General features: G+C 72.3%; 22 protein-coding genes and 1 riboswitch. Of the genes, 8 read left to right on the top strand and 14 right to left on the bottom strand.

Features of this window, described 5'->3' with window-relative positions; genetic code table 11:
* Positions 1–15: 15 nt before the first annotated feature.
* Positions 16–152: riboswitch (cobalamin riboswitch) on the bottom strand.
* A 62-nt stretch (positions 153–214) separates the two neighbouring features.
* From K7787_RS05200 to nagB, 5 genes are all read right to left on the bottom strand, one after another.
* Entirely contained in the window at positions 215–721 is a 507-nt protein-coding gene (locus K7787_RS05200) for a GNAT family N-acetyltransferase (RefSeq protein WP_223000622.1), read from the bottom strand.
* A gap of 207 nt (positions 722–928) precedes the next feature.
* Entirely contained in the window at positions 929–2557 is a 1629-nt protein-coding gene (mctP, locus tag K7787_RS05205) for a monocarboxylate uptake permease MctP (protein ID WP_223000623.1), read from the bottom strand.
* Positions 2554–2817 carry a DUF3311 domain-containing protein gene (locus tag K7787_RS05210; RefSeq protein WP_223000624.1) on the bottom strand — a complete coding sequence of 88 codons (264 nt, stop codon included), beginning with the start codon at positions 2815–2817 and terminating at the stop codon, positions 2554–2556. Before K7787_RS05210 ends, mctP begins: the two co-directional genes overlap by 4 nt.
* Before the next feature lie 150 nt (positions 2818–2967).
* Positions 2968–3732 (bottom strand): GntR family transcriptional regulator, encoded by a 765-nt coding sequence (locus K7787_RS05215; protein ID WP_009190560.1) that lies wholly within the window; start codon positions 3730–3732, stop codon positions 2968–2970.
* A gap of 331 nt (positions 3733–4063) precedes the next feature.
* A complete protein-coding gene (gene nagB, locus K7787_RS05220; RefSeq protein ID WP_009190561.1) occupies positions 4064–4849 on the bottom strand; it encodes a glucosamine-6-phosphate deaminase in 786 nt (261 codons plus the stop codon).
* Positions 4850–5821: 972 nt separating this feature from the next.
* On the opposite strand from nagB, the gene K7787_RS05225 reads away from it, so the two are divergent.
* The gene (locus K7787_RS05225) at positions 5822–7288 is read left to right on the top strand and encodes a sensor histidine kinase (protein ID WP_019980396.1); all 1467 of its coding nucleotides are present in this window, start codon (positions 5822–5824) and stop codon (positions 7286–7288) included.
* Positions 7289–7624: 336 nt separating this feature from the next.
* On the opposite strand, the gene K7787_RS05230 is transcribed toward K7787_RS05225, so the two are convergent.
* Together K7787_RS05230 and K7787_RS05235 are read right to left on the bottom strand one after the other, a co-directional pair.
* A complete protein-coding gene (locus tag K7787_RS05230; protein WP_003992873.1) occupies positions 7625–7882 on the bottom strand; it encodes a WhiB family transcriptional regulator in 258 nt (85 codons plus the stop codon).
* 319 nt (positions 7883–8201) lie between these two features.
* Positions 8202–9170 (bottom strand): diacylglycerol/lipid kinase family protein, encoded by a 969-nt coding sequence (locus tag K7787_RS05235; protein WP_019980397.1) that lies wholly within the window; start codon positions 9168–9170, stop codon positions 8202–8204.
* Between the two features lie 136 nt (positions 9171–9306).
* Between K7787_RS05235 and K7787_RS05240 the strand changes: the two genes are divergently transcribed.
* The gene (locus tag K7787_RS05240; protein WP_009190564.1) at positions 9307–9795 is read left to right on the top strand and encodes a hypothetical protein; all 489 of its coding nucleotides are present in this window, start codon (positions 9307–9309) and stop codon (positions 9793–9795) included.
* Between the two features lie 176 nt (positions 9796–9971).
* On the opposite strand, the gene K7787_RS05245 is transcribed toward K7787_RS05240, so the two are convergent.
* From K7787_RS05245 to K7787_RS05255, 3 genes are all read right to left on the bottom strand, one after another.
* Positions 9972–11141, bottom strand: a complete 1170-nt coding sequence (locus K7787_RS05245; RefSeq protein ID WP_223000625.1) for an RNA polymerase sigma factor SigF — start codon at positions 11139–11141, stop codon at positions 9972–9974.
* A 17-nt stretch (positions 11142–11158) separates the two neighbouring features.
* Complete coding sequence (locus tag K7787_RS05250) at positions 11159–11575, bottom strand: ATP-binding protein (protein ID WP_009190566.1); 417 nt, start codon at positions 11573–11575, stop codon at positions 11159–11161.
* Positions 11576–11824: 249 nt separating this feature from the next.
* Complete coding sequence (locus tag K7787_RS05255; protein ID WP_009190567.1) at positions 11825–12085, bottom strand: UBP-type zinc finger domain-containing protein; 261 nt, start codon at positions 12083–12085, stop codon at positions 11825–11827.
* 81 nt (positions 12086–12166) lie between these two features.
* Here K7787_RS05255 and K7787_RS05260 point away from each other — a divergent pair, with 81 nt between their 5' ends.
* Entirely contained in the window at positions 12167–13762 is a 1596-nt protein-coding gene (locus K7787_RS05260) for a Na+/H+ antiporter (RefSeq protein ID WP_009190568.1), read from the top strand.
* Positions 13763–13775: 13 nt separating this feature from the next.
* Here K7787_RS05260 and K7787_RS05265 read toward each other — a convergent pair whose 3' ends face one another.
* Entirely contained in the window at positions 13776–14693 is a 918-nt protein-coding gene (locus K7787_RS05265; protein ID WP_223000626.1) for a 1-aminocyclopropane-1-carboxylate deaminase/D-cysteine desulfhydrase, read from the bottom strand.
* A gap of 212 nt (positions 14694–14905) precedes the next feature.
* Here K7787_RS05265 and K7787_RS05270 point away from each other — a divergent pair, with 212 nt between their 5' ends.
* The 3 genes from K7787_RS05270 (at position 14906) to K7787_RS05280 (ending at position 18606) form a co-directional block, all read left to right on the top strand.
* Entirely contained in the window at positions 14906–16312 is a 1407-nt protein-coding gene (locus K7787_RS05270) for a family 2B encapsulin nanocompartment shell protein (RefSeq protein ID WP_009190570.1), read from the top strand.
* Positions 16313–16430: 118 nt separating this feature from the next.
* Positions 16431–17594, top strand: a complete 1164-nt coding sequence (locus K7787_RS05275) for a family 2 encapsulin nanocompartment cargo protein polyprenyl transferase (RefSeq protein ID WP_223000627.1) — start codon at positions 16431–16433, stop codon at positions 17592–17594.
* 316 nt (positions 17595–17910) lie between these two features.
* Complete coding sequence (locus tag K7787_RS05280) at positions 17911–18606, top strand: GNAT family N-acetyltransferase (RefSeq protein ID WP_223000628.1); 696 nt, start codon at positions 17911–17913, stop codon at positions 18604–18606.
* An 8-nt stretch (positions 18607–18614) separates the two neighbouring features.
* Here K7787_RS05280 and K7787_RS05285 read toward each other — a convergent pair whose 3' ends face one another.
* Both K7787_RS05285 and sodN read right to left on the bottom strand, forming a co-directional pair.
* Positions 18615–19361 carry a VOC family protein gene (locus tag K7787_RS05285; protein ID WP_223000629.1) on the bottom strand — a complete coding sequence of 249 codons (747 nt, stop codon included), beginning with the start codon at positions 19359–19361 and terminating at the stop codon, positions 18615–18617.
* Positions 19362–19667: 306 nt separating this feature from the next.
* Positions 19668–20063 carry a superoxide dismutase, Ni gene (sodN, locus tag K7787_RS05290; protein WP_009190574.1) on the bottom strand — a complete coding sequence of 132 codons (396 nt, stop codon included), beginning with the start codon at positions 20061–20063 and terminating at the stop codon, positions 19668–19670.
* Positions 20064–20208: 145 nt separating this feature from the next.
* Between sodN and sodX the strand changes: the two genes are divergently transcribed.
* The gene (gene sodX, locus K7787_RS05295) at positions 20209–20643 is read left to right on the top strand and encodes a nickel-type superoxide dismutase maturation protease (protein ID WP_009190575.1); all 435 of its coding nucleotides are present in this window, start codon (positions 20209–20211) and stop codon (positions 20641–20643) included.
* Here sodX and K7787_RS05300 read toward each other — a convergent pair.
* Positions 20547–21176 (bottom strand): CGNR zinc finger domain-containing protein, encoded by a 630-nt coding sequence (locus tag K7787_RS05300; protein ID WP_009190576.1) that lies wholly within the window; start codon positions 21174–21176, stop codon positions 20547–20549. The genes sodX and K7787_RS05300 overlap by 97 nt on opposite strands.
* 100 nt (positions 21177–21276) lie before the next feature.
* Here K7787_RS05300 and K7787_RS05305 point away from each other — a divergent pair, with 100 nt between their 5' ends.
* Entirely contained in the window at positions 21277–22053 is a 777-nt protein-coding gene (locus K7787_RS05305; RefSeq protein ID WP_009190577.1) for a class I SAM-dependent methyltransferase, read from the top strand.
* Positions 22054–22062: the final 9 nt, after the last annotated feature.

Consider the following 22062-nt stretch of genomic DNA (forward strand, 5'->3'; position numbering starts at 1 on the left):
GGCGCCCGGGCCGGACGGCCGGGCGCACTGTCGGCAGGTCCTCGGACTGACGCACGTACACGGCCATAAGGGCATACGTGTACGAGTACACCGTTGCGGGACAGTTCCGGATTCACACCGGATTCCCCTGCGACGACAGCGAGGACGAGCATACATCTTGTGCCGGGTGAGAAAGCCACCCCCATATCTAGTGTCGTGGCGACTGCAGAGCGTGTCAGAGCGTCAACGCGTAGGTGAGCAGGGAGAGGTCCAGGAGATTCGGGAGGGGCTGCCAGTCGCGTTCCGGGGTGCGCACGAAGCCCAGGCGCTCGTAGAGGCGGTGGGCGGCGTGCATGGCGGGCTGGGTGGACAGGATCAGGCGCACACACCCCTCGGTGGCCCGAGCACGGTCCGCACAGGCCCGTACGAGCGCCTCCCCGACGCCCCGGCCGCGCGCCGCGTGATCGACCGCGAGCATCCGGATCTCGGCCTCGCCGGGCCCGGCTATGTCGGCCATCGGACCGCCGGACGGCACGAAGGCGACTCCGCCGAGCACATCGCCGTCCCGCACGGCCACCAGCACCTCGGCCGCGGCGGCGCGCTTGGCCACGTCCCGCAGCTCCCCGAGGTACTCGTCGTCCTCCCCGAAATCCAGCAGCCCGTCCCGCAGATACGCCTGCGCGGTGATCTCCCCGACCACTTCGTACTCCGCGGGCTCGGCCCGCCGCACCACGATGTCCATGCGGGGAGTCTGCCGCAGGGGCAGGGTGGGGGGCCGCCGGTTTTCCCGGCGGTGCGGGCCACCGGGGAGGCGGTGGCGCGGGGACGGCGAAGGGCTGCGGGGACGGCGAAGGCCCGCCGGTGGGGCCGCGGGGACGGCGAAGGGCCGCCGGAGGAGGCTCCGGCGGCCCTTCGGGTGCGCGCGTGGGTCCGGGTGGGTCCGGGTGGGTCAGTGGGCGCTGCCGGCCGTGGCCGGGGGCAGCTCCACCGCGACGCCGGGGTCGCCCGCGTCCTTCACGTAGTCCTCCGGGCTGGTCTCGTCGACGCCCTCGGGGGCCTTCAGCGCCCTGAGGACGAAGGTGAGGACCACCGCCACGACCACGTTCAGCACGAACGCCGTCATGCCGATGTAGCCGATCTCGCCGATGCCCGGGATCTCCTTGGCCGAGCCGCCGAAGTGCTTCTGCGTCGGCGAGGCGACGCCGTAGGCCGCGACCGTGCCGTAGACCATGCCGACCGCCCAGCCGGCGAGCAGCGCCCAGCGGTGGAACCAGCGGGTGAACAGGCCGCCCACCAGCGCCGGGAAGGTCTGCAGGATCCAGATGCCGCCCAGCAGCTGGAAGTTGATGGCGACCGTCTTGTCCATCGTCAGGACGAAGATCAGCGCGCCCACCTTCACCAGCAGCGACACGATCTTGGAGACCCGGGTCTCCTCCTTGGCCGTCGCGTCCGGCTTGATGAAGTCCTTGTAGATGTTGCGGGTGAACAGGTTCGCCGCCGCGATCGACATGATCGCCGCCGGCACCAGCGCGCCGATGCCGATGGCCGCGAACGCCACGCCCGTGAACCAGTCCGGGAACATGTCCTCGAACAGCTGCGGAATCGCCAGCTGCCCGTTGGTCACCTTCACACCGGCCGCGATCGCCATGAAGCCCAGCAGCGCCAGCAGCCCCAGCATCAGCGAGTACAGCGGCAGGATCGTGGTGTTGCGGCGGATCACCTCACGGCTGCGCGAGGACAGCGTCGCGGTGATCGAGTGCGGGTACATGAACAGCGCGAGCGCGGAACCGAGGGCGAGGGTGGCGTACGTCCACTGGTTCGCCTCGCCGGGCACGACCGCGCCGCGCGGTTTGCCGGTGGCCGGGTTGGTCTGTGCGAAGGCGTCGCCGGCCTTGGCGAAGATGTCGTCGAAGCCGCCCAGCTTGATCGGGATGTAGATGATCGCGACCGCGATGACGATGTAGATGAGCGCGTCCTTCACGAACGCGATCAGCGCCGGCGCGCGCAGCCCCGACGAGTACGTGTACGCGGCCAGCACGCCGAAGGCGATCAGCAGCGGCAGGTCCTTGACGAACCAGTTGGTGTTCTCGCCGCCGCCGACGCCCATCACGTCCAGCACCGCCTGGATGCCGACGAGCTGGAGCGCGATGTAGGGCATGGTGGCGAGGATGCCGGTGAGCGCCACCGCCAGCGACAGCCCCTTGGAGCCGAACCGCCCGCGCACGAAGTCGGAGGTCGTCACGTACCCGTGCCGGTGCGACACCGACCACAGACGCGGCAGGAACGTGAAGATCAGCGGGTAGACCAGGATCGTGTACGGCACCGCGAAGAAGCCGGCCGCGCCGGTCGCGTAGATCGCCGCGGGCACCGCCACGAACGTGTACGCCGTGTACAGGTCGCCGCCGAGCAGGAACCAGGTGATCCAGGTGCCGAACGACCGGCCGCCCAGGCCCCATTCGTCCAGGCTGTGCTCGTTCTCCGCGCGGCGCCAGCGGGCGGCGAGGAAGCCCATCGCGGTGACGAGGACGAAGAAGAAGATGAAGACGCCGAGCGCGACGCCGTTGACGCCGTCCTTCACTGGGCCGCACCGCCCTTCCGGGCCGCGCGGGCGCGCTGGTCGTGCTGCCAGAGCCGGTACGCGATCACCGTGAGGATCGTGGACAGCACCACCCACAGCATCTGGTACCAGTAGAAGAACGGGATGCCGATGAACGTGGGGTCGGTCTTGGCGTACGAACCGACCCAGAGCATCGCCACGAACGGGGCGACGAGGCAGAGGCCGATGACGACCCGCACGGGCGTCACCGCCCCTCTGCCGACTCCTGAGGCATCTGACATGTGCGGCTCCGTCCCCTCGCTGACCACTGACCATCGGTGCAATGCGCAGGCAATCTAGGTCACGGCGCCGCGGGAACGGAACCCCTTGTCCGCATACCGGTTGACGGCCCCCGGCGGGGCCGGTCCGGTCCGGGACCTCGGTCCAGGACCTCAGTCCATGGGGCGCTTGAGCCGCGCGACGAACTTGTAGCGGTCGCCGCGGTAGACCGAGCGCACCCACTCCACCGGCTCGCCGCCGCGGTCCAGCGAGTGACGGGACAGCAGCAGCATCGGCAGGCCCACGTCGGTGCCGAGCAGCCCGGCCTCGCGCGGGGTGGCCAGCGAGGTCTCGATGGTCTCCTCGGCCTCGGCGAGGTGGACGTCGTAGACCTCGGCGAGGGCGGTGTAGAGGGAGGTGTACTTCACCAGGCTGCGGCGCAGCGCCGGGAAGCGCTTGGCCGACAGATGGGTGGTCTCGATGGCCATGGGCTCGCCGTTGGCCATGCGCAGCCGCTCGATGCGCAGCACCCGGCCGCCGGCCGTGATGTCGAGCAGCTCGGCGAGCCGGTCGTCGGCGGTGATGTAGCCGATGTCCAGCAGCTGCGAGGTCGGCTCCAGGCCCTGGGCGCGCATGTCCTCCGTGTAGGAGGTGAGTTGCAGCGCCTGGGAGACCTTCGGCTTGGCGACGAAGGTGCCCTTGCCCTGGATGCGCTCCAGCCGGCCCTCGACCACCAGCTCCTGCAGCGCCTGGCGCACAGTGGTGCGCGAGGTGTCGAACTCGGCCGCCAGCGTGCGCTCCGGCGGCACCGGCGTCCCCGGAGCCTGAGTCTGGGTCATGTCGAGCAGATGCTTCTTCAGACGGTAGTACTTGGGCACGCGCGCGGTACGGACGGTCGCCCCACCCTCGTTCTCCGCACTGCTGACGTCGGTGCTCATGCTCCGCCTTCCCGGCTCAGGTGCCGAAGCGACCGACATCCCCATCGGCCACGGCTCACATCGTGGCACGGCTTCTTGTGCCGGGTGCTCACCCGCACGCTCCGTGATCTCCTCTGTATACCGCCGTGACCCAGGTTGGTCTAGTCCAACGTCCGTCATGAGGACAGCGGCCGGGGGGTCCGGGCACGTCGGCGGGGCGCGGCCCGGGGGCGCGGGCGTGCGGCGGGGCGCGGCGAGTGCGGCACACCGGAGGCGGCGGCCGACGGGCGGGGGCCGACGGGCGAGGGCGCCGGCCCGTCGGTGCGGGCCCGGCGCCCCCGCCCGGTTCAGCTCAGATGCCCTGCCACTCCGGCTTGTTGGCATAGGTGTGGCGGAAGTAGTCGGCGAGCTTCAGCTTGCCGGCGGCGGCCTCGTCCACCACGACCGTGGCGTGCGGGTGCAGCTGGAGCGCCGAGGCCGGGCAGACCGCCGCGACCGGACCCTCCACGGTCGCCGCGACCGCGTCCGCCTTGCCCTCGCCGGTCGCCAGCAGCACCAGGTGCCGGGCCTCCAGGATGGTGCCGATGCCCTGGGTGATGACGTGGTGCGGCACCTGGTCGACGTCGCCGTCGAAGAAGCGCGCGTTGTCGACCCGGGTCTGCTCGGTCAGCGTCTTGATCCGCGTCCGCGAGGCGAGCGAGGAGCACGGCTCGTTGAAACCGATGTGCCCGTCCGTGCCGATGCCGAGCAACTGGAGGTCCACGCCGCCGGCCTCGGCCAGCGTCCGGTCGTACGCCTCGCAGGCCGCCTGGACGTCCTCGGCGGTGCCGTCCGGACCGAGGAACGCCTCCATCGGGATCCCCAGCGGCTCCAGCACCTCGCGGCGCAGCACGGAACGGTAGGACTCGGGGTGGTCGGCGGGCAGCCCGACGTACTCGTCGAGCTGGGCGATCCGCGCCCGCGAGGTGTCCGCGGCGCCGGAGCGCACCTTCGCCGCCAGCGCCTCGTAGACGGGGAGCGGGGTGGAGCCCGTGGCCACGCCGAGCAGCGCGTCGGGCTTGCGCCGCAGCAGCCGCGCCATGGCCTCGGCGATGAGCTCGCCGCCCGCTGCGGCGTCCGGAACGATGACAACTTCCACGCTGGGCCTGCCGATCTGAGGAGAGCCGAGGAGAGGACCTGACCCGGTACGAGGGGCCTGTGGTTTAGACCAATCTAGCAGAACGGCCCTTGTGGGGCGCGGGCTCCGGGGGGCCTGCCGCGCGGTTTTGGCCGCATGCCGCGCGGCCTCCGCCGGACGCCGATCAAGACGCCGCCGTACGCCGCCCGCGATCTCGCACACCGCCCGCGACACCGTCCGCCGCCCGCGACACCGTCCGCCGCCCGCGACACCGTCCGCCGACCGCGGCCTCACGCGCCGTCGCACGCCTCCTGCGCGCCCCTCGCCCCGGGCCGCGCGCCCGGTCTCACGCGCCGTGTACGCGCACGTGCGGTGTGCGTGCGCGACGGGCGTGCGACGGCGCGAGAAGGGCGTGACCGGGGGCACTCGGCGAAATTGCCGCCGTCAAGCAGCCCCGTGGCGGGGTCGCGCGGGCTAGGCTGCTGTCCGGTGACGCTCCGGCGTCCGGCCGGCCGGACGATTCCGGCCCCACCGGTCCGTCCGCTCGGCGAGAAAGGACGACGAACACCCTCCCCGCTCATGGACAGGCGCAGTGGTCTAGTCCAGAATCGAGGAGACGTCCCTCGAACAGCGGAACCCGCGCGGCGCCACCCGCCGCGAGCGCCAGACGACCGACAGACGAGCGACACACAGAACGTATGAGCCTCCGTCCTCCCCGCACAGGAGGACGGACCGAGGAACCGGTGCTCTCTGCCCTGACTGCTCCGGCTCCTCATCCTTCGGCCGACCGGGACCGCACACCCCACGGCCGATATTGCTCCGGGCTGCGGTGCCGGGAGGGTTGAGGGTCCCTCCCAGGCGCCGCGGCCCGCGGGTGTCTCCGGGGCCGTACGCCGGCCGGGACGCGAGGCCCCGCCGCCGGACGCCGAGGCCGCGCCGCCGGATATTTCGAGACCGTACGAACGCCCGGGTACGCTCGCAGACGTGCCCTCCATGAACGAACTCGTACGCCAGCACACCGCGCTCGACGACTCCGACCTCGAGTGGCTCCATCTGCTGGTCTCGGAGTGGCAGCTGCTCTCCGACCTCTCCTTCGCCGACCTGGTCCTGTGGGTCCCCACCCTGGACGGCACGCGCTATGTCTCGGTCGCCCAGATGCGCCCGAACACCGGCCCGACCTCCTACCAGGACGACATGGTCGGCCACCTCGTGCCGCGTGGCCGCCGCCCGATGCTGGACGCGGCGCTCGACGAGGGCCGGATTGTGCGCGAGGGCGACCCGGAGTGGCGCGAGGAGGTCCCGGTCCGCGTCGAGTCCATCCCGGTCCGGCGCGAGGGCCGCGTCCTCGGCGTGATCGCGCGCAACACCAATCTGCTCACCGTGCGCACCCCGAGCCGGCTGGAGCTGACCTATCTCCAGAGCGCCTCGGACCTGGCGCAGATGATCGCTGCCGGAACGTTTCCCTTCCCCGACCAGCAGGTCGACATGGACGCCTCGCCGCGCGTCGGCGACGGACTGATCCGGCTGGACGCGGACGGCATCGTCCACTACGCCTCGCCCAACGCCCTGTCCGCCTACCACCGCCTCGGCCTCGCCTCCGACCTCGTCGGCCACCACCTGGGCGAGGCCACCGCCGAACTCGCCCCGTCCCGCGCCCCGGTGGACGAGGCGCTGGTGAAGCTGGCCAGCGGCTGGGCGCCGCGCGAGTTCGAGATCGAGGCCAGCGACGGGGTGATCCAGTTCCGGGCCATCCCGCTCAAACCCAAGGGCACCCGCATCGGTTCGCTGGTGCTGCTCCGCGACGTCACCGAACTGCGCCGCCGCGAGCGGGAGTTGATCACCAAGGACGCGACGATCCGGGAGATCCACCACCGGGTCAAGAACAACCTCCAGACGGTGGCGGCCCTGCTGCGCCTCCAGGCCCGGCGGATCGGCTCCGAGCGCGGACGCGAGGCCCTGGAGGAGGCCGTGCGCCGGGTCGGGTCGATCGCCATCGTGCATGAGACGCTGTCTCAGAACCTGGATGAGCGGGTGGAGTTCGACGAGATCGCCGACCGGGTGCTGGCGATGGTCGCCGAGATCTCGCCGGGCAAGGTGACCGGCCGGCGCACCGGCCGGTTCGGCATCCTGGACGCCGAGGTCGCCACCCCGCTGTCGATGGTGCTCACCGAGATCCTGCAGAACGCGCTGGAGCACGGTTTCCGGGAGGGCGACACCGGCACGGTCGAGGTCTCCGCGGTCCGCGGCGGCACCTCGCGCGAGTCCCGGCTGCTGGTCACCGTCCAGGACGACGGGGTCGGACTGCCCGAGGGCTTCGACCCGCACCGCTCCGGCAACCTCGGCCTCCAGATCGTACGGACCCTGGTCGAGGGGGAGTTGGGCGGCACGTTCGACATGGTCCCGGCCCCGGACCGCGGCACGCGGGTGATCCTCGACATCCCGGTCCAGGCCCACAAGTAGCCGCCGGGCGCGGTGAGATCCCCGGACCGGGCGGCAACTCCGGTTCGGGCGGGGCCGTTGGGCCGGGGAGTACGGCCTTCGGAGCAGGAGCACGGCCTTCCGGCGGGGAGCATGAGCTCCGGACCGGAAGCACGGCCTTTCGGCAGGGGGCACAGCAAAGAGCCCCGAACCTCGAAAGGTCCGGGGCTAGTCGCTTCGTGCTTCCCCTGTCGGCGGGCGCCTCCGCTCGAAGAGCGGGGGGCCACCGGGGGGTACTGCGCGCTGCGGCTCGGGGGCGGGAGATGCGTACTCGCTGTACGCGCCGCCAAGCTCAGGCTGTCAGCGGGGTGGCTGTTGTCAGGCGGAGGCCTGACGGGCCCGGTTGCGGGCGGCGCGGCGCTTCATCGCGCGGCGCTCGTCCTCGCTGAGACCACCCCAGACGCCGGAGTCCTGACCGGACTCGAGCGCCCACTGCAGACACTGCTCGATCACCGGGCAGCGACGGCAGACGGCCTTGGCTTCCTCGATCTGCAGCAGCGCAGGACCGGTGTTGCCGATGGGGAAGAAGAGCTCGGGGTCTTCCTCGCGGCAAACGGCGTTGTGACGCCAGTCCATGGCTGCTACCTCTCCTTGGTATTACGTGCAAGTTGCTTGTGAATGTGAACGCTTTCACGAATCCCTCAACAAGTGAAGGGCCGACCGTCAGGTTGCCCTGGCGTGGTCCTGTGGTTTGAAGAGGGGTTCCGGTGATCTCTGGGGCCCGTGTGGTGGGCCGCCCCGATCGCCATGTAGAGACTCGCAAACCTCGGCGACGGATACAACCCCTTCCGGAAAGTTTTTTTTGATTCCTCGGTGTCGACTAGGTCACAGCCGTACTTCCATGGGGTGGACCCTGGCCTAAACGTTCGAGTGAAAGGACTTTCGGCCCTTCCACTCACACAATCACACGCAGTGCACGGCGTACGCCTGTGAACGTCACGCTCGTTCGCAGTCCCAGGTGGTCGCCGTCCATCTGGAGGGGGAGCGGCACCTTCGAATGCAAGGTGAAGCGGCTCAGATCATGCAGTGACAGAGCGTGCCGGCCCTGGGGTCCGCGTTCCGGGGACGAAGTGAGCAACTGCGTGCCATACCGGGCGACCGCGGCCGTCGAGAGGCGGCTCAGCCCGAGCACGTCGAGCCCCGTGTCGAACGAGGCCTTGGGCGACGTGTACATCGGGCGATTGCCGAGATACGTCCACGGCGAGGTGTTCGAGACTATGGCGACCACCAGATCGGTGGCCGGGTCCTCGCCGTCCCGCTCCAGGGTGATCGTGCCGTGCCGGCGGTTCGGTTCGCCGAGGAACTGGCGGACGACCTGTCGCACGTACAGCGCGTGCGTGGACTTCTTGCCGCGCTCGCGCTGCTGCTCGACCCGGCCGACCACGCCCGCGTCGAAACCGAGGCCGGCGTTGAAGGTGAACCAGCGCTCGGGCACGGCCGCGTCCTCGGTGCCCGGCGTCCCGGAGGCCAGACCCAGACCGACCGTGCGTTCGCTGCCCTCCCGCAGGCCGTCCAGGATCGCGCCGGTGGCCTCCACCGCGTCGTTGGGCAGCCCCAGGGCGCGGGCGAAGACGTTGGTGGAACCGCCGGGCACCACGGCGAGGCGGGGGAGCCGCTCGGGGTCGGGGCCGCGGTGCAGCAGGCCGTTGACCACCTCGTTGACGGTGCCGTCGCCGCCGAGGGCGACCACCAGGTCGATCTCGCCGCTGTCCGCGGCCTGCCGGCCCAGGTCGCGCGCGTGGCCGCGGTACTCGGTGGTGACCGCCTCCAGCTTCATCTCGCTGGCGAGCGCGTGGATCAGGACGTCGCGCGTACGTGCGCTTGTGGTGGTTGCCGCCGGATTGACCACGAGAAGTGCACGCATGGATTGCAGGGTACCTACTGGTTAGTACTCCGCCCAGGCCGAGGTAGGGATCGGGTAAGACGAACCGGCGTGAGTCCGGACACGGCGGCGCGGCCCGCGCGGCCTGCGCCCGGGCCCCGAGGGCTACCCTTCAGGGGTGAGCAGTGAGCAGAAATCCGTTTCCGGCACCGTCGGCACCACGGACCCGGCGGACCCCGCCGGGCCGCGCCCGCGGCGGCTGACGTACGCGGCGGCGCTGTGCGGGCTGGAGGCGCTCGCGCTGCTCGCCGGCGGCCTCTGGATGCTCGTCCTCGGCATCACGGGCGACGGCGACGACCGGCAGCAGGCCGTCACCGGCGGGATCACCGTGCTCGTGCTCGCGCTGCTGCCGCTGCTGGCCGCCCGCGGGCTGCTGCTGCGGCGCGGCTGGAGCCGCGGACCGGCCGTCATCACCCAGATCATGGCGCTGCCCGTCGCCTACAACCTGCTCAAGGCGGACGGCATGGCCGTCCCCGCGGGCATCGCGCTCGCGGCGGTAGCGATCACCTCGCTGGTCCTGCTCGTCAACCCGGCGACGACCCTGGCCCTCGGCATCAAGGGCCCGGGCCGCACGCAGGAGAGCGAGAGCGACCAGCGCCGCCGCTAGCGACCGGCGTCACAGCCCCGGACGGCGCCCCCGCGAGGGCGGCCCGGAAGACCGTGTCTCCGTAGGGGCAGCCCGGAAGACCGTGTCTGCGTAGGAGCGGCCCCGGGCGCGGCGCGGCCCCGCGCGGGCGGCGCGCCCCGGCCGTCAGTGGCCGTGAGGCCGATTCCGCCGCGGTGTCACTCCTCCACCAGCAGCTTGTCCCGCAGCTGGGCCAGGGTGCGGGCCAGCAGCCGGGAGACGTGCATCTGCGAGATGCCGACCTCCTGCGCGATCTGCGACTGGGTCATGTTGCCGAAGAACCGCAGCAGCAGGATCCGCTTCTCGCGCGGCGGGAGGTCCTCCAGCAGCGGCTTGAGCGACTCGCGGTACTCCACCCCCTCCAGCGCCTCGTCCTCCGCGCCGAGGGTGTCCGCGACCGCCGGGGACTCGTCGTCCGTGTCGGGGACGTCCAGGGACAGCGTGGAGTAGGCGTTGGCCGACTCCAGGCCCTCCAGGACCTCCTCCTCGGAGATGGCGAGCTTCTCCGCCAGCTCGTGCACCGTGGGGGAGCGGCCGTGCAGCTGGGACAGCTCGGCGGTCGCCGTGGTGAGCGCCAGCCGCAGTTCCTGGAGCCGGCGCGGCACCCGCACCGCCCAGCCCTTGTCCCGGAAGTGCCGCTTGATCTCGCCGACGACCGTCGGGGTCGCATACGTGGAGAACTCCACGCCGCGGTCCGGGTCGAAGCGGTCGACCGACTTGATCAGGCCGATGGTGGCGACCTGGGTGAGGTCGTCCAGCGGCTCCCCGCGGTTGCGGAAGCGGCGCGCGAGATGCTCGACGAGCGGCAGGTGCATCCGGACCAGCTGGTTGCGCAGCTCGGCGTACTGCGGGCTGCCCTCCTTCAGAGCGCGCAGCTCCACGAACATCGCGCGTGCGCCACTGCGGTCGTGCCCGTCGTGGTGCGTGCCGTGCACGCTGGGCACGCTCGGTGTGCCGTCCTCGGAGTTCCGCTCGTGCTCGCTCATCGTCCCGCCCGTCGCCCTTCCCCGAGCCCTCGCCTCCTCCCCCGCCTTCGGCGTGGCGTGGGTGGCGGGACCCCTCCGGCCTGCGGAGGCCCCGCCGCGCACCGGCGGCGGCGCGCCCCGTACGGCGTCGTCCGGACGCTCGCCCGCGGCAGCGGTGCCCGCGGCCTCGTCGTCCGGGTGCGGCCTGGCCTGCTCGGGGATGCCGTCGATGCCCGCGGCCGGCCGCGCGCTCCCCGCCGGACCGCCCGGACCGTCTCCGGCCGGGGTCCCGGCCCCGTCCGCGCGGGGCGGCGACCCGCCCTCGGCCGGCAGTTCCCGTGTGCCGCGCTCTTCGTCCCGCACCGGCCCGTCCCCGTTCCTCACGCCGGCCCGGGTCCCGCGCCGCGCTGTTTGTAGAGGCTGATCGAAACGGTCTTGTCCTCGTCCACCGCGGAGGAGACCTTGCCCGCGAGCGCGGACAGGACGGTCCAGGCGAAGGTGTCCCGCGAGGGCGCGTGGCCGTCCGTGGTGGGGGCCGAGACGGTGACCTCCAGCGAGTCGTCGACCAGCCGGAAGACGCAGCTGAGCACCGAGCCGGGCACGGCCTGCTGGAGCAGGATCGCGCAGGCCTCGTCCACCGCGATGCGCAGGTCCTCGATCTCGTCCAGGGTGAAGTCCAAACGGGCCGCGAGGCCGGCCGTGGCCGTCCGCAGCACCGACAGGTAGGCACCCGCAGCCGGCAGCCGGACCTCCACGAAGTCCTGGTTCGCCGCGGGCTCGCCTGCGATCTGGGACACCCTCACCTCCAAGGTGGTACAAGCATTTACGGGGCCGAGGGTCGCCCCCCGGGTCACGCGACGCGTGGTTCAGCGGTGACGCTACCGCGCTCTCGACATTACTGTCCCTGGGACCCCAACCCCTGCTGTCACTCATAGTAAACGCACGGATACGCTCCGTGTCTAGGGGTTCGGCGGGCTCAAATGGGAACAGCGCGCGCCGGATTGACGTACCCAGACGTCAGACCCCCGAACCGTCCGGAACCCCGGTCACACGAGTACGTGGTCCACGAAGCACCAGCGCCAGTCCTCGCCGGGCTCGAAGGTCCGCATCACCGGGTGCCCGGTGTCCTTGTGGTGCTTGGTGGCGTGCTGGTTCGGCGAGGAGTCGCAGCAGCCCACGTGGCCGCAGGTCAGGCACAGCCGGAGCTGGACCGGGTGCGTGCCCTCGGCCAGGCACTCCAGGCACGTCTCGCTGCGGGGGTCGGGCTCCGGGTTCGGCAGCGCGCCGGTGTGCGTGCACTGTTTCATGATTGCCAGATTACGACTTCCGCACCCGCGACCACGTGGAACGAGCGGACGGGACGAGACGACGATGGGCGGGCGAGGACGATGGACGTGATGCCGCTGCTGTTGCTGGTGGCGGGCAGCGCCGCGGTGGCCGGGGCCGCCCGGCGCACCCCGGTGCCGGCGCCGCTGCTGCTGGTCGCCGCCGGACTGGCGGTCTCCTACGTCCCCGGGGTGCCCGACTACGCCCTCGACCCCGAGGTGGTCCTGCCGCTGCTGCTGCCCCCGCTGCTGTACACGTCGGCCATCGACAGCTCCTACCTGGACCTGCGCGCGCAGGTGCGGCCCGTGGCGCTGCTCTCGGTCGGCTACGTGCTCTTCGCGACCTTCGTGGTCGGCTGGGCCGCCTATCTGATCGTGCCGGACCTGCCGCTGACGGCCGCCCTGGTGCTGGGCGCCGTGGTGGCGCCGCCGGACGCGGTCGCGGCGACGGCGGTGGCCCGCCGGGTCGGGCTGCCCTCCCGGATCACCACGATCCTCCAGGGCGAGTCCCTGCTCAACGACGCCACCGCGATCACCGCCTACAAGGTCGCCCTGGCCGCGGCGGTCGGCGAGGGCGCGACCTGGGCCGGGGGAGTGGAGGAGTTCCTGGTCGCGGCGGTCGGCGGCGTCGGCGTCGGCCTGGTGCTGATGGCCCCCCTGCACTGGCTGCGCACCCATCTGAAGGAAGCGCTGCTGCAGAACAGCCTCTCCCTGCTGATCCCGTTCGTCGCCTACGGCGTCGCCGAACAGGTGCACGCCTCCGGCGTCCTCGCGGTCGTCACCGTCGCCCTCTACCTCGGGCACCGCGCGTGGGAGGTGGACTTCGCCACCCGCCTCCAGGAGGAGGCCGTGTGGAAGATGGTCGCCTTCGTCCTGGAGTCGGCGGTCTTCGCCCTCATCGGCCTCCAGCTGCCGGTCGTCGTCCGCGGCCTCGACACGTACTCCGGCGCCGACGCCGTCCTGTACGCGGTCGTCCTCTTCCTGGTGGTCGTCGCGGCCCGGTTCGTCTGGGTGTACCCGGCGACGTTCCTGCCCCGGCTGCTGTCCCGGCGGGTGCGCGAGCGGGAGGAGAACCCCACCTGGAGGGGCGCGATGGTCACCGGGTGGGCCGGCATGCGGGGCGTGGTGTCGCTGGCCATCGCCTTCTCCATCCCGGTCACGGTGCACGGCGGCGGCCCCTTCCCGCAGCGCAACCTGCTGCTCTTCCTGACCTTCACCACCGTCATCGGCACCCTCGTCGTCCAGGGCCTGACCCTGCCCCCGCTGATCCGCCTGCTGAAGTTCCCCGGCCGCGACGCGCGGGCCGCCACCCTCGCCGAGGCGAACGCCCAGGCACAGGCCTCCCTGGCCGCCGAGCAGCGCCTGGAGGAACTGCTCGCCGACGAGCGCAACACCCTGCCCCCGCCGCTGGCCGAACGCCTCCGCGCGGTCCTGGAGCGCCGCCGCAACGCCGTCTGGGAACGCCTCGGCCAGACCAACCCGGTCACCGGGGAATCGGTCGACGACACCTACCGCCGCCTGTCCCGGGACATGATCGGCGCCGAACGGGAGGTGTTCGTACGGTTGCGCGACGGCCGCTACATCGACGACGAGATGCTGCGCACCCTGCTGCGCCGCCTGGACCTGGAGGAGGCGGCGGTCTACCGGGAGACGGCGTAGGGGTGTCTCCGCCTCAGGGCTGGTCCGGGAAGGGACGGCCCGTGACGACCGCCGCGATCGTCGTCCCGCGCGGGAAGGCGTCCTCGGCCGCCAGCGCGACCAGCGCGTACAGCAGCTTGGCGACGTAGAGGCGTTCGACCGGGACGCCGTGGCGGGCGGAGAAGTCCGCGGCGAAGGACTCCAGCTCGGGCGTGGTGCGGGCGTACCCGCCGCAGTGGAACCGCTCGTCCAGCGACCACGTGCCCCGACGCGCGCCGAAGGCCTCCTGCTGCAGGGCCTGTATCTCCGCGCCCAGGAAGCCGCCCTTGAGGACCGGTATGCCGAGGGCGCGCCGGCCCGGCGGCAGACCGGCGGCCAGACCGGCCAGGGTGCCCCCGGTTCCGCAGGCCACGGCCGCCACGTCGGCGTGCGCGCCGAGTTCCGCGCCGAGGGCCCGGCAGCCGCGCACCGCGAGCGCGTTGCTGCCGCCCTCCGGCACGACATGGGCGTCCCGCACGCCGACCGCCTCCAGCAGCGCCGCCAGCGTCTCCGGCTCGGCCTTGCGGCGGTACATCGAGCGCTCCACGAAGTGCAGCCGCATCCCGTCGGCCGCGCACCGGGCCAGGGACGGGTTGAGCGGACGGCCGGCCAGCTCGTGTCCGCGCACCACGCCGACGGTGGGCAGCCCGAGCAGCCGGCCCGCGGCGGCGGTGGCGCGCAGATGGTTGGAGTACGCGCCGCCGAAGGTGACGACCGTCCGGCCGGCCGCGGCCGCCAGATTGGGGGCGAGCTTGCGCCACTTGTTGCCGACCAGCTCCGGGTGGATCAGATCGTCCCGCTTGAGCAGCAGCCGCAGCCCGCGCCGGGTGAAGCGGTCGTCGGCCAGCTCCTGCAGCGGCGACGGCAGCCGGGGGGACAGTGCGGCGGGGCCGGGGGCGGTGGTGCTGGTCACCGGGCCATTGTCCCGGAGCGGGCCGGGGAGCGCACGGGGCGGCGCAACGGCGCAGGGGCCGGCCCGGACCACCGCCTTTGCCCGGCCCGGCGGTGATCCATTCCCGCTCTTTCGTGTAATAGCACCGACACGGTGCGTGATGGAAGGCTGGTGCGTGCAAGTCGATGCGGGCGCCGATCGAGCGCCTGGCATGATCGGGAGGGCAATTCTCTATGTCGGTAGGCGAAGAGGTCCGTGCGGAGCAGGGCCGGCCGCAGCAGAGCCTCGGCACGGCGGCCGCGCGGAACCTGGCCACCACCACCAAGTCCGTACCCCAGATGCAGGAGATCAGCTCGCGCTGGCTGTTGCGCATGCTGCCCTGGGTCGATGTGCAGGGCGGTACCTACCGGGTGAACCGGCGGCTCACCTACGCCGTCGGCGACGGCAGGATCACCTTCGTCAAGACGGGCGACCGGGTCGAGGTGATCCCCGCCGAACTCGGCGAACTGCCCGCGCTGCGGGGGTACGAGGACGACGACGTGCTCTCCGAACTCGCCTCGCGCTGCCGGCAGCGCGAGATCGGCGCCGGCCAGGTGATCGCCTCGTTCGGCAACCAGCTGGAGGAGGTCTACCTCCTCGTCCACGGCCGCGCCGAGAAGGTCGGCACCGGCCCCTACGGCGACGACCAGGTCCTCGGCATCCTCGCCGACGGCGCCTACTTCGGCGAGCACGCGCTCCTGGACTCCGACGCCATCTGGGAGTACACGGTCCGCGCGGACACCACCTGCACCGTCCTCGTCCTGTCCCGGCACGACTTCGAGCAAGTCTCCGAGCGCGCCGCCTCGCTGCGCGACCACCTCAGGCGGCTGCGCTCGATCCCCGGCCAGCGCACCAACAAGTACGGCGAGAAGGAGGTCGACCTCGCCGCGGGCCACAGCGGCGAGCCGGACATCCCGCACACCTTCGTCGACTACGAGGCCCGGCCCCGCGAGTACGAACTGAGCATCGCCCAGACCGTGCTGCGCATCCACACCCGCGTGGCCGACCTCTACAACCAGCCGATGAACCAGACCGAGCAGCAGCTCCGGCTGACCGTCGAGGCGCTGAAGGAGCGCCAGGAGCACGAGCTGATCAACAACCGTGACTTCGGCCTGCTCCACAACTGCGAGTACGACCAGCGGATCCAGCCGCACGACGGCGTGCCGAGCCCCGACGACATGGACGAGCTGCTCAGCCGGCGCCGCGGCACCAAGCTCTTCCTCGCCCACCCGCGCGCCATCGCCGCGTTCGGCCGCGAGCTGAACAAGCGGGGCCTGGTGCCCGAGACCATCGACATGGGCGGCAACCGCATCCCCACCTGGCGCGGGGTGCCGATCTTCCCGTCCAACAAGATCCCGGTCACCGAGGCCCGGACCAGTTCCATCATCGCCATGCGTCTGGGCGAGGAGGACCAGGGCGTCATCGGACTGCGCGCCCAGGGCATTCCGGACGAGATCGAGCCGAGCCTGTCCGTGCGGTTCATGGGCATCAACGAGCAGGCAATCATCAAGTACCTGGTGACCTCGTACTTCTCGGCCGCCGTGCTGGTCCCGGACGCGCTGGGCGTCCTGGAGAACATCGAGGTCGGCCGTTGGCGCTGACGCTCCCCGCCCGCCCGCGGTGTCCCCGCCCGCCGCTCCGGGTAGGACACCACGGGGGCAGGGACCCGGTACCGGCAGCGCAGCCACCAGTGTTCGCGGACTCTCCGAGGGGGAGCGGATGGCCGAGTTCATGACGGAGACGACACCACGACCACCCGGTGGCCTCGGCGACGCGGCGCCGGCACGGCGGGCGGGGACGGCGCCCGTGCCGTTCCCCCGGCCCGCCCCCGGCCCCGACGGCGCACCGGCCGGTGCGCCCGACGGGCAGGACGCGGCGGTGATCCTGGACCGCGCCCGCGCGTCCGTCGACCCGGAACTGCGGTCGGCGGTCGCCTCGTTGCCCCCGTCCATGCGCCGGATCGCGAGCTACCACTTCGGGTGGGAGCACGCCGACGGCACCCCCGCCACGGGGAACGCGGGCAAGGCGATCCGTCCGGCGCTGGTCCTGGCCGCGGCCCACGCGATCGGCGGGGCGCGGGGACGGGCGGCCGCAGTCCGGGCGGCCGCGGCGGTGGAACTGGTCCACAACTTCACGCTGTTGCACGACGACGTGATGGACCGGGACACCACCCGGCGGCACCGGCCCACCGTGTGGAAGGTGTTCGGCGACGCCGACGCCATCCTCGCCGGGGACGCCCTCCAGGCGCTCGCCCTGCGGCTGCTCGCCGAGGACCCGCACCCGGCCGCACCGGCCGCCGCCGCCCGGCTCGCCGCCTGCGTGGTGGAGCTGTGCGCGGGCCAGCACGCGGACACGGCGCTGGAGAGCCGGGCGCCGACGGAGGTGACGCTCGCCGAAGTGCTCGCCATGGCCGAGGCCAAGACGGGCGCGCTGCTCGGCTGTGCGTGCGCCGTCGGCGGGCTGTACGCGGGGGCGGCCGAGGAGGAGGTGCGGGCGCTGGACGCCTTCGGCCGGCAGGCCGGGCTCGCGTTCCAGCTCATCGACGACGTGATCGGCATATGGGGCGACCCGGAGCGCACCGGCAAGCCCGCCGGCGCCGATCTCGCCGCCCGCAAGAAGTCCCTGCCGGTGGTCGCCGCGCTCACCTCCGGCACCCCGGCGGCCGCCGAACTCGCCGAGCTGTACGCCCGGCCCCACCGGGAAGGGGAGGAGGAGCGCGCCACGCTGGCGGTGGAGCGGGCGGGCGGCCGGGACTGGACCCAGTCCCAGGCGGCCGACCGGATGGCCCAGGCGGTCCACGAACTGTCCCGGGCGATCCCGGACCCCGCTGCGGCGGGGGGCCTGCTGGCCCTGGCCGAGTTCGTGACCAGACGCACCAGCTGACGCCGGCGCCGGCATCGCTGCCGGCGCCGGGCGACGGCACAACTCCACAGCGCCGCGACTCCGCGAGTCCGCAACTCCACAGGGAATCCCCGGGGCGGGGACGGAGCTTCCCCATGGAGAACCCGGACGGGCGGACGCAGACCCCGGAGTCGCCGGGTCCGTACGGCTCCTGACCCCGTACGGACCTTGGCGGCTTCGGCCCGGCGGGTCCCGCACTTCCCCACGGTGTGCGGGGCCCGCTCCTCACCCGGCCCGTTCCCCGGGTACGCTCAACTCCCGTTGCTTCTGAGGAAGTTCGAGGGCAGAGGGGCGGAAGATGGGCGTGGCGATTCGGGCGGCGGGCGCCGGCGACCGGGAGCTGATCGTGCTGCTGCTGGACGAGGCGTTCCAGGACGACCCGGTGAGCGGCTGGGTCTTCCCCGGCGAGGAGTACCGCCGCACGACCCACCACCGGCTGATGGCCGCCTTCACCGACATCGTCCTCGCCGAGGGCCGGATCGATGTCACCGAGGACGGCTCGGCGTGCGCGCTCTGGCTGTCCGTACCGGCCGACGGCCACGAGGGCCCGGACGAAGGCGGCACGGCCGCCGCACCGGAGGGCCCCGACGGGCCCGTGGGAGCCGACGAGGCCGACGACGCGGTGCGGATGCGGGAGTCCGTGGACCCGGCGAACCCCCGGGTCGAGGAGATCGCCCGGCTGCTGGCCGCGTCGCACCCGGCCGGCCGTGCCCACGAATACCTGTGGATGATCGGCGTCGCACCGGAGCGGCAGGGCGAGGGACTGGGCGGCGCGCTGATCCGGCACGTCCTCGACCGCTGCGACCGGGAGGGACTGCCGGCCTATCTGGAGGCCAGCAGCACCCGCAGCACCAAGCTGTACGAGCGGCTGGGATTCACGTTCACCGGCCGCACCCTCGACCTCCCCGACGGCCCCCAGATGTGGCCCATGTGGCGTGAACCCCGCACCGGTCCCGCGCCCACGGCCAACGCGGCGAAGCCTCTCGGGAACTGATCCCCGCCTCAGCCCCGCCCGGCGGCGGGCAGCCCGCCCGTCTCCGGGTCCCGCCCGGTCAGGCAGTACAGACCGCCGGCCGGGTCGCGCAGCACGGTCCAGTGCGGATGGTCGGCCACATGGGTGGCGCCCAGCCGCTCGTGGTCCGCGCGGGTGGCGGCGATGTCCGCGCAGGCGAGGTCCAGATGGGCGCCGGCGGGCCGTTCCCCGTCCAGGCGCTGCAGCAGGAGGCGGACCGGGAGGCCGGGCGGCGGTGTGAGGACGTGGAACTCGGGCCGGGAGCCGGGCCGCGACTCCCAGTCGTCCAGCAGCCCGCCCCAGAAGGCGACTTCGGCGGCGAAGGCGGAGGGCGGGACGTCCAGACACACCTGATCGAGCCGGCTGCCCCGGACGACGGGCGGACGCACGGACTCCCCGCCCCAGGGCACCGCGCAGAACAACTGCCCACCGGGCGACCGCAGTACGGCCCACTCGCCGTGATCGGCGACGATCACGGCCCCGAGCCGCACCGCCGCCGCCATCACTCCCCGGACGTCCTCGCCGACGAGGTCGAGATGCGCGCCACCGTCCCCCGGACCGACGGCCTGCGCCTTGACGCACGGATCGGCGCCGTCCGGCAGCAATGTGGTGAACTCCCCTTCATCGCCACGGAGTTCGGACAGCCGGGTGTCCGTGACGGCCGTCCAGAACTCCAGCGCACGGGCGAACCGCGCGGCGGGCCGGTCGACGAAGGCGTAGGTCCAGCGGATGCTCATACGCCGATCGTAGGCCGCCGAACCGACACCCCCGAGCCGACCGCCGTGAGCCGGCCGTCGCGGGCCGACCACCCCGACTGCCCTCCGAGCCCCGACCGCCCTCGGCGCCCCGACCGCCCTCCGCGGCCCCGGACCACGCTCCCTGCCCCGGACCACTCTCCCCCTCGGTCGGCCACACCGCCGAGGATCTCCCAGACGATCTCCCAGAACGCGAGCGGAGGCCCGGCCGCGCGAAGCGGCCGGGCCTCCCTGGGTCACGCTCTGGGCGCCGGCCCCGGTGAGGGGGCCGCCGCCGAAGCCTGGGGTTCAGGCCTTCTTGGTCTCCCAGAAGATCTTGTCGATCTCGGCGATGAGGTCCAGGGCCTGCTGGCCCGTCGCCGGGTCGGCGGAGGCCTTGGCGGCCGAGAGGGCCTTCAGGGTGTCGTTGATCAGCTGGTGCAGCTGCGGGTACTTCTCGAAGTGCGGGGCCTTGAAGTAGTCGCTCCACAGCACGGAGACGTGGTGCTTGGCCAGCTCGGCGCGCTGCTCCTTGATGACAATGGCACGCACCCGGAACTGCGGGTCCTCGTTGGCGGCCATCTTCTCCTGAACGGCCTTCACCGACTCCGCCTCGATGCGGGCCTGGGCCGGGTCGTACACGCCGCAGGGCAGGTCGCAGTGGGCGCTGACCTTGACCTTGGGGGCAAACAGGCGGGAAAGCATGGAGCATTCCTTCCTCGTGATCGTCTTCTCAGGTGGGACATTACTCCCTGCAAGGCGTGATTTCTCGGGTGCCCCCTTGGGCTTAGGACAAAAGTCCAGGGTCAGACTGAGACTGGTGGACGAACGGACCGGGGAGGTGCCGGGGATGCCGGAGCTGTCGCAGGAGACCGAGCGCGGGGCCGCCGTAGTGCCCTTCGGGCTGGCCGAGGTGACCGGGCCGTCCATGGTGCCGACGCTGTACCACGGCGACCGGCTCCTGGTGCGGTACGGGGCGCGCATCCGGCCGGGTGACGTGATCGTCCTGCGCCATCCGTTCCAGCAGGACCTGCTGGTCGTCAAACGGGCCGCGGAGCGGCGCGAGGGCGGCTGGTGGGTGCTCGCGGACAACGCGTACGCCGGGGGCGACAGCACCGACTACGGCGCCGTCCCCGAGGAGCTGGTGCTCGGGAAGGTGTGGTTCCGCTACCGGCCGCGGCGGCCCGGTCAGCGCTTCGGGCCGGCGCTGGTGCGCTGGGCGCTGTCGGCCGCCAGGCCCGTGTTCGCCGACCGGTCGGCCTCCAGGCGCTTGCGGGCGCGGTAGGCGGCCACGTTGGCCCGGGTGGCGCAGCGGTCGGAGCAGTAGCGGCGCGAGCGGTTGGTGGAAGTGTCGAGGTAGGCGTTGCGGCAGGGCGCGGCCTCGCACAGGCCGAGCCGGTCCACGCCGTACTCCGTCAGATGGAAGGCGAGGCCCATCGCGGCGATCGCCGCGTAGCCGGCCGTGGCGTTCGACGGGTGGTCGGCCAGGTGCATGTGCCACAGCGGGCGGCCGTCCTCGTCCCGGTAGTCGTGCCCGGAGATCTGCGGGCTCACCGGGAACTCCAGCAGCAGGGAGTTCAGCAGCGCCACCGCCAGGGTCTCGTCGCCCTGGTCGGCCGCCTCGAAGACCGCCCGCAGCCGGGCCCGCACCGAGCGGAAGCGCGTCACATCGGCCTCGGTGGCGCGGCGGGCCGCCGAGCCGTTGGCGCCGAACAGCTCCCGGACCGCCTCCACCGACGTCAGGGTGTCCTTCCCCCGGGCCGGTTCCTCGGTGTTGACGAGACGGACGGCGTAGTCCGAGTAATAGGCCAGTTCCACTTGTAGTCCTTACCGGTGTGCCCTATGGTCGTGGGCACGACCTTGTAACAGACGGTCGTGCTTCCAGGGTATTACGCGACCTACGTCAGGGAGGGCGACGATGACGGACACGCACCCGGACCTCACCGCTGCGGGAGCCGACTGGCAGGCCTGGCAGCGAAGCTGGGACCGGCAGCAGGAGTGGTACATGCCGGACCGCGAGGACCGCTTCCGCATCATGCTCGACATGGTCGAGGCCCTCGTCGGCACCGCGCCGCGCGTCCTCGACCTCGCCTGCGGCACCGGCACCATCACCGCCCGCCTGCTCGCCCGCTTCCCCGGCGCCACCAGCACCGGCGTCGACCTCGACCCGGCGCTGCTCGCCATCGCCCGCGGCACCTTCGAGGGCGACGAGCGGGTCTCCTTCGTCACCGCCGACCTGAAGGACCCCGACTGGACGGCGAAGCTGCCGCACGACTCCTACGACGCCGTCCTGACCGCGACGGCCCTGCACTGGCTGCACTGCGAACCCCTCGCGGCCCTGTACGGATCGATCGCGGACCTCGTCCGCGACGGCGGCGTCTTCATGAACGCGGACCACATGATCGACGAGACCACCCCCCGGATCAACGCCGCCGAGCGCGCGCAGCGGCACGCCCGCATGGATCGGGCCAGGGACGGGGGCGCGCTGGACTGGGCCGAGTGGTGGCAGCTGGCCGCGCAGGACCCGGTGCTGGCCGAGCCGACCGCCCGCCGGTTCGAGATCTACGGCGAGCACGCCGACGGCGACATGCCGTCGCCGGCCTGGCACGCGCGCGTGCTGCGCGAGAAGGGCTTCGCCGAGGCCCGCCCGGTCTGGTGCTCCCCGTCGGACACGCTGCTGCTGGCGCTGAAGTAGCCGACCACG

Source organism: Streptomyces sennicomposti (assembly GCF_019890635.1).
Lineage (GTDB): Bacteria > Actinomycetota > Actinomycetes > Streptomycetales > Streptomycetaceae > Streptomyces > Streptomyces sennicomposti.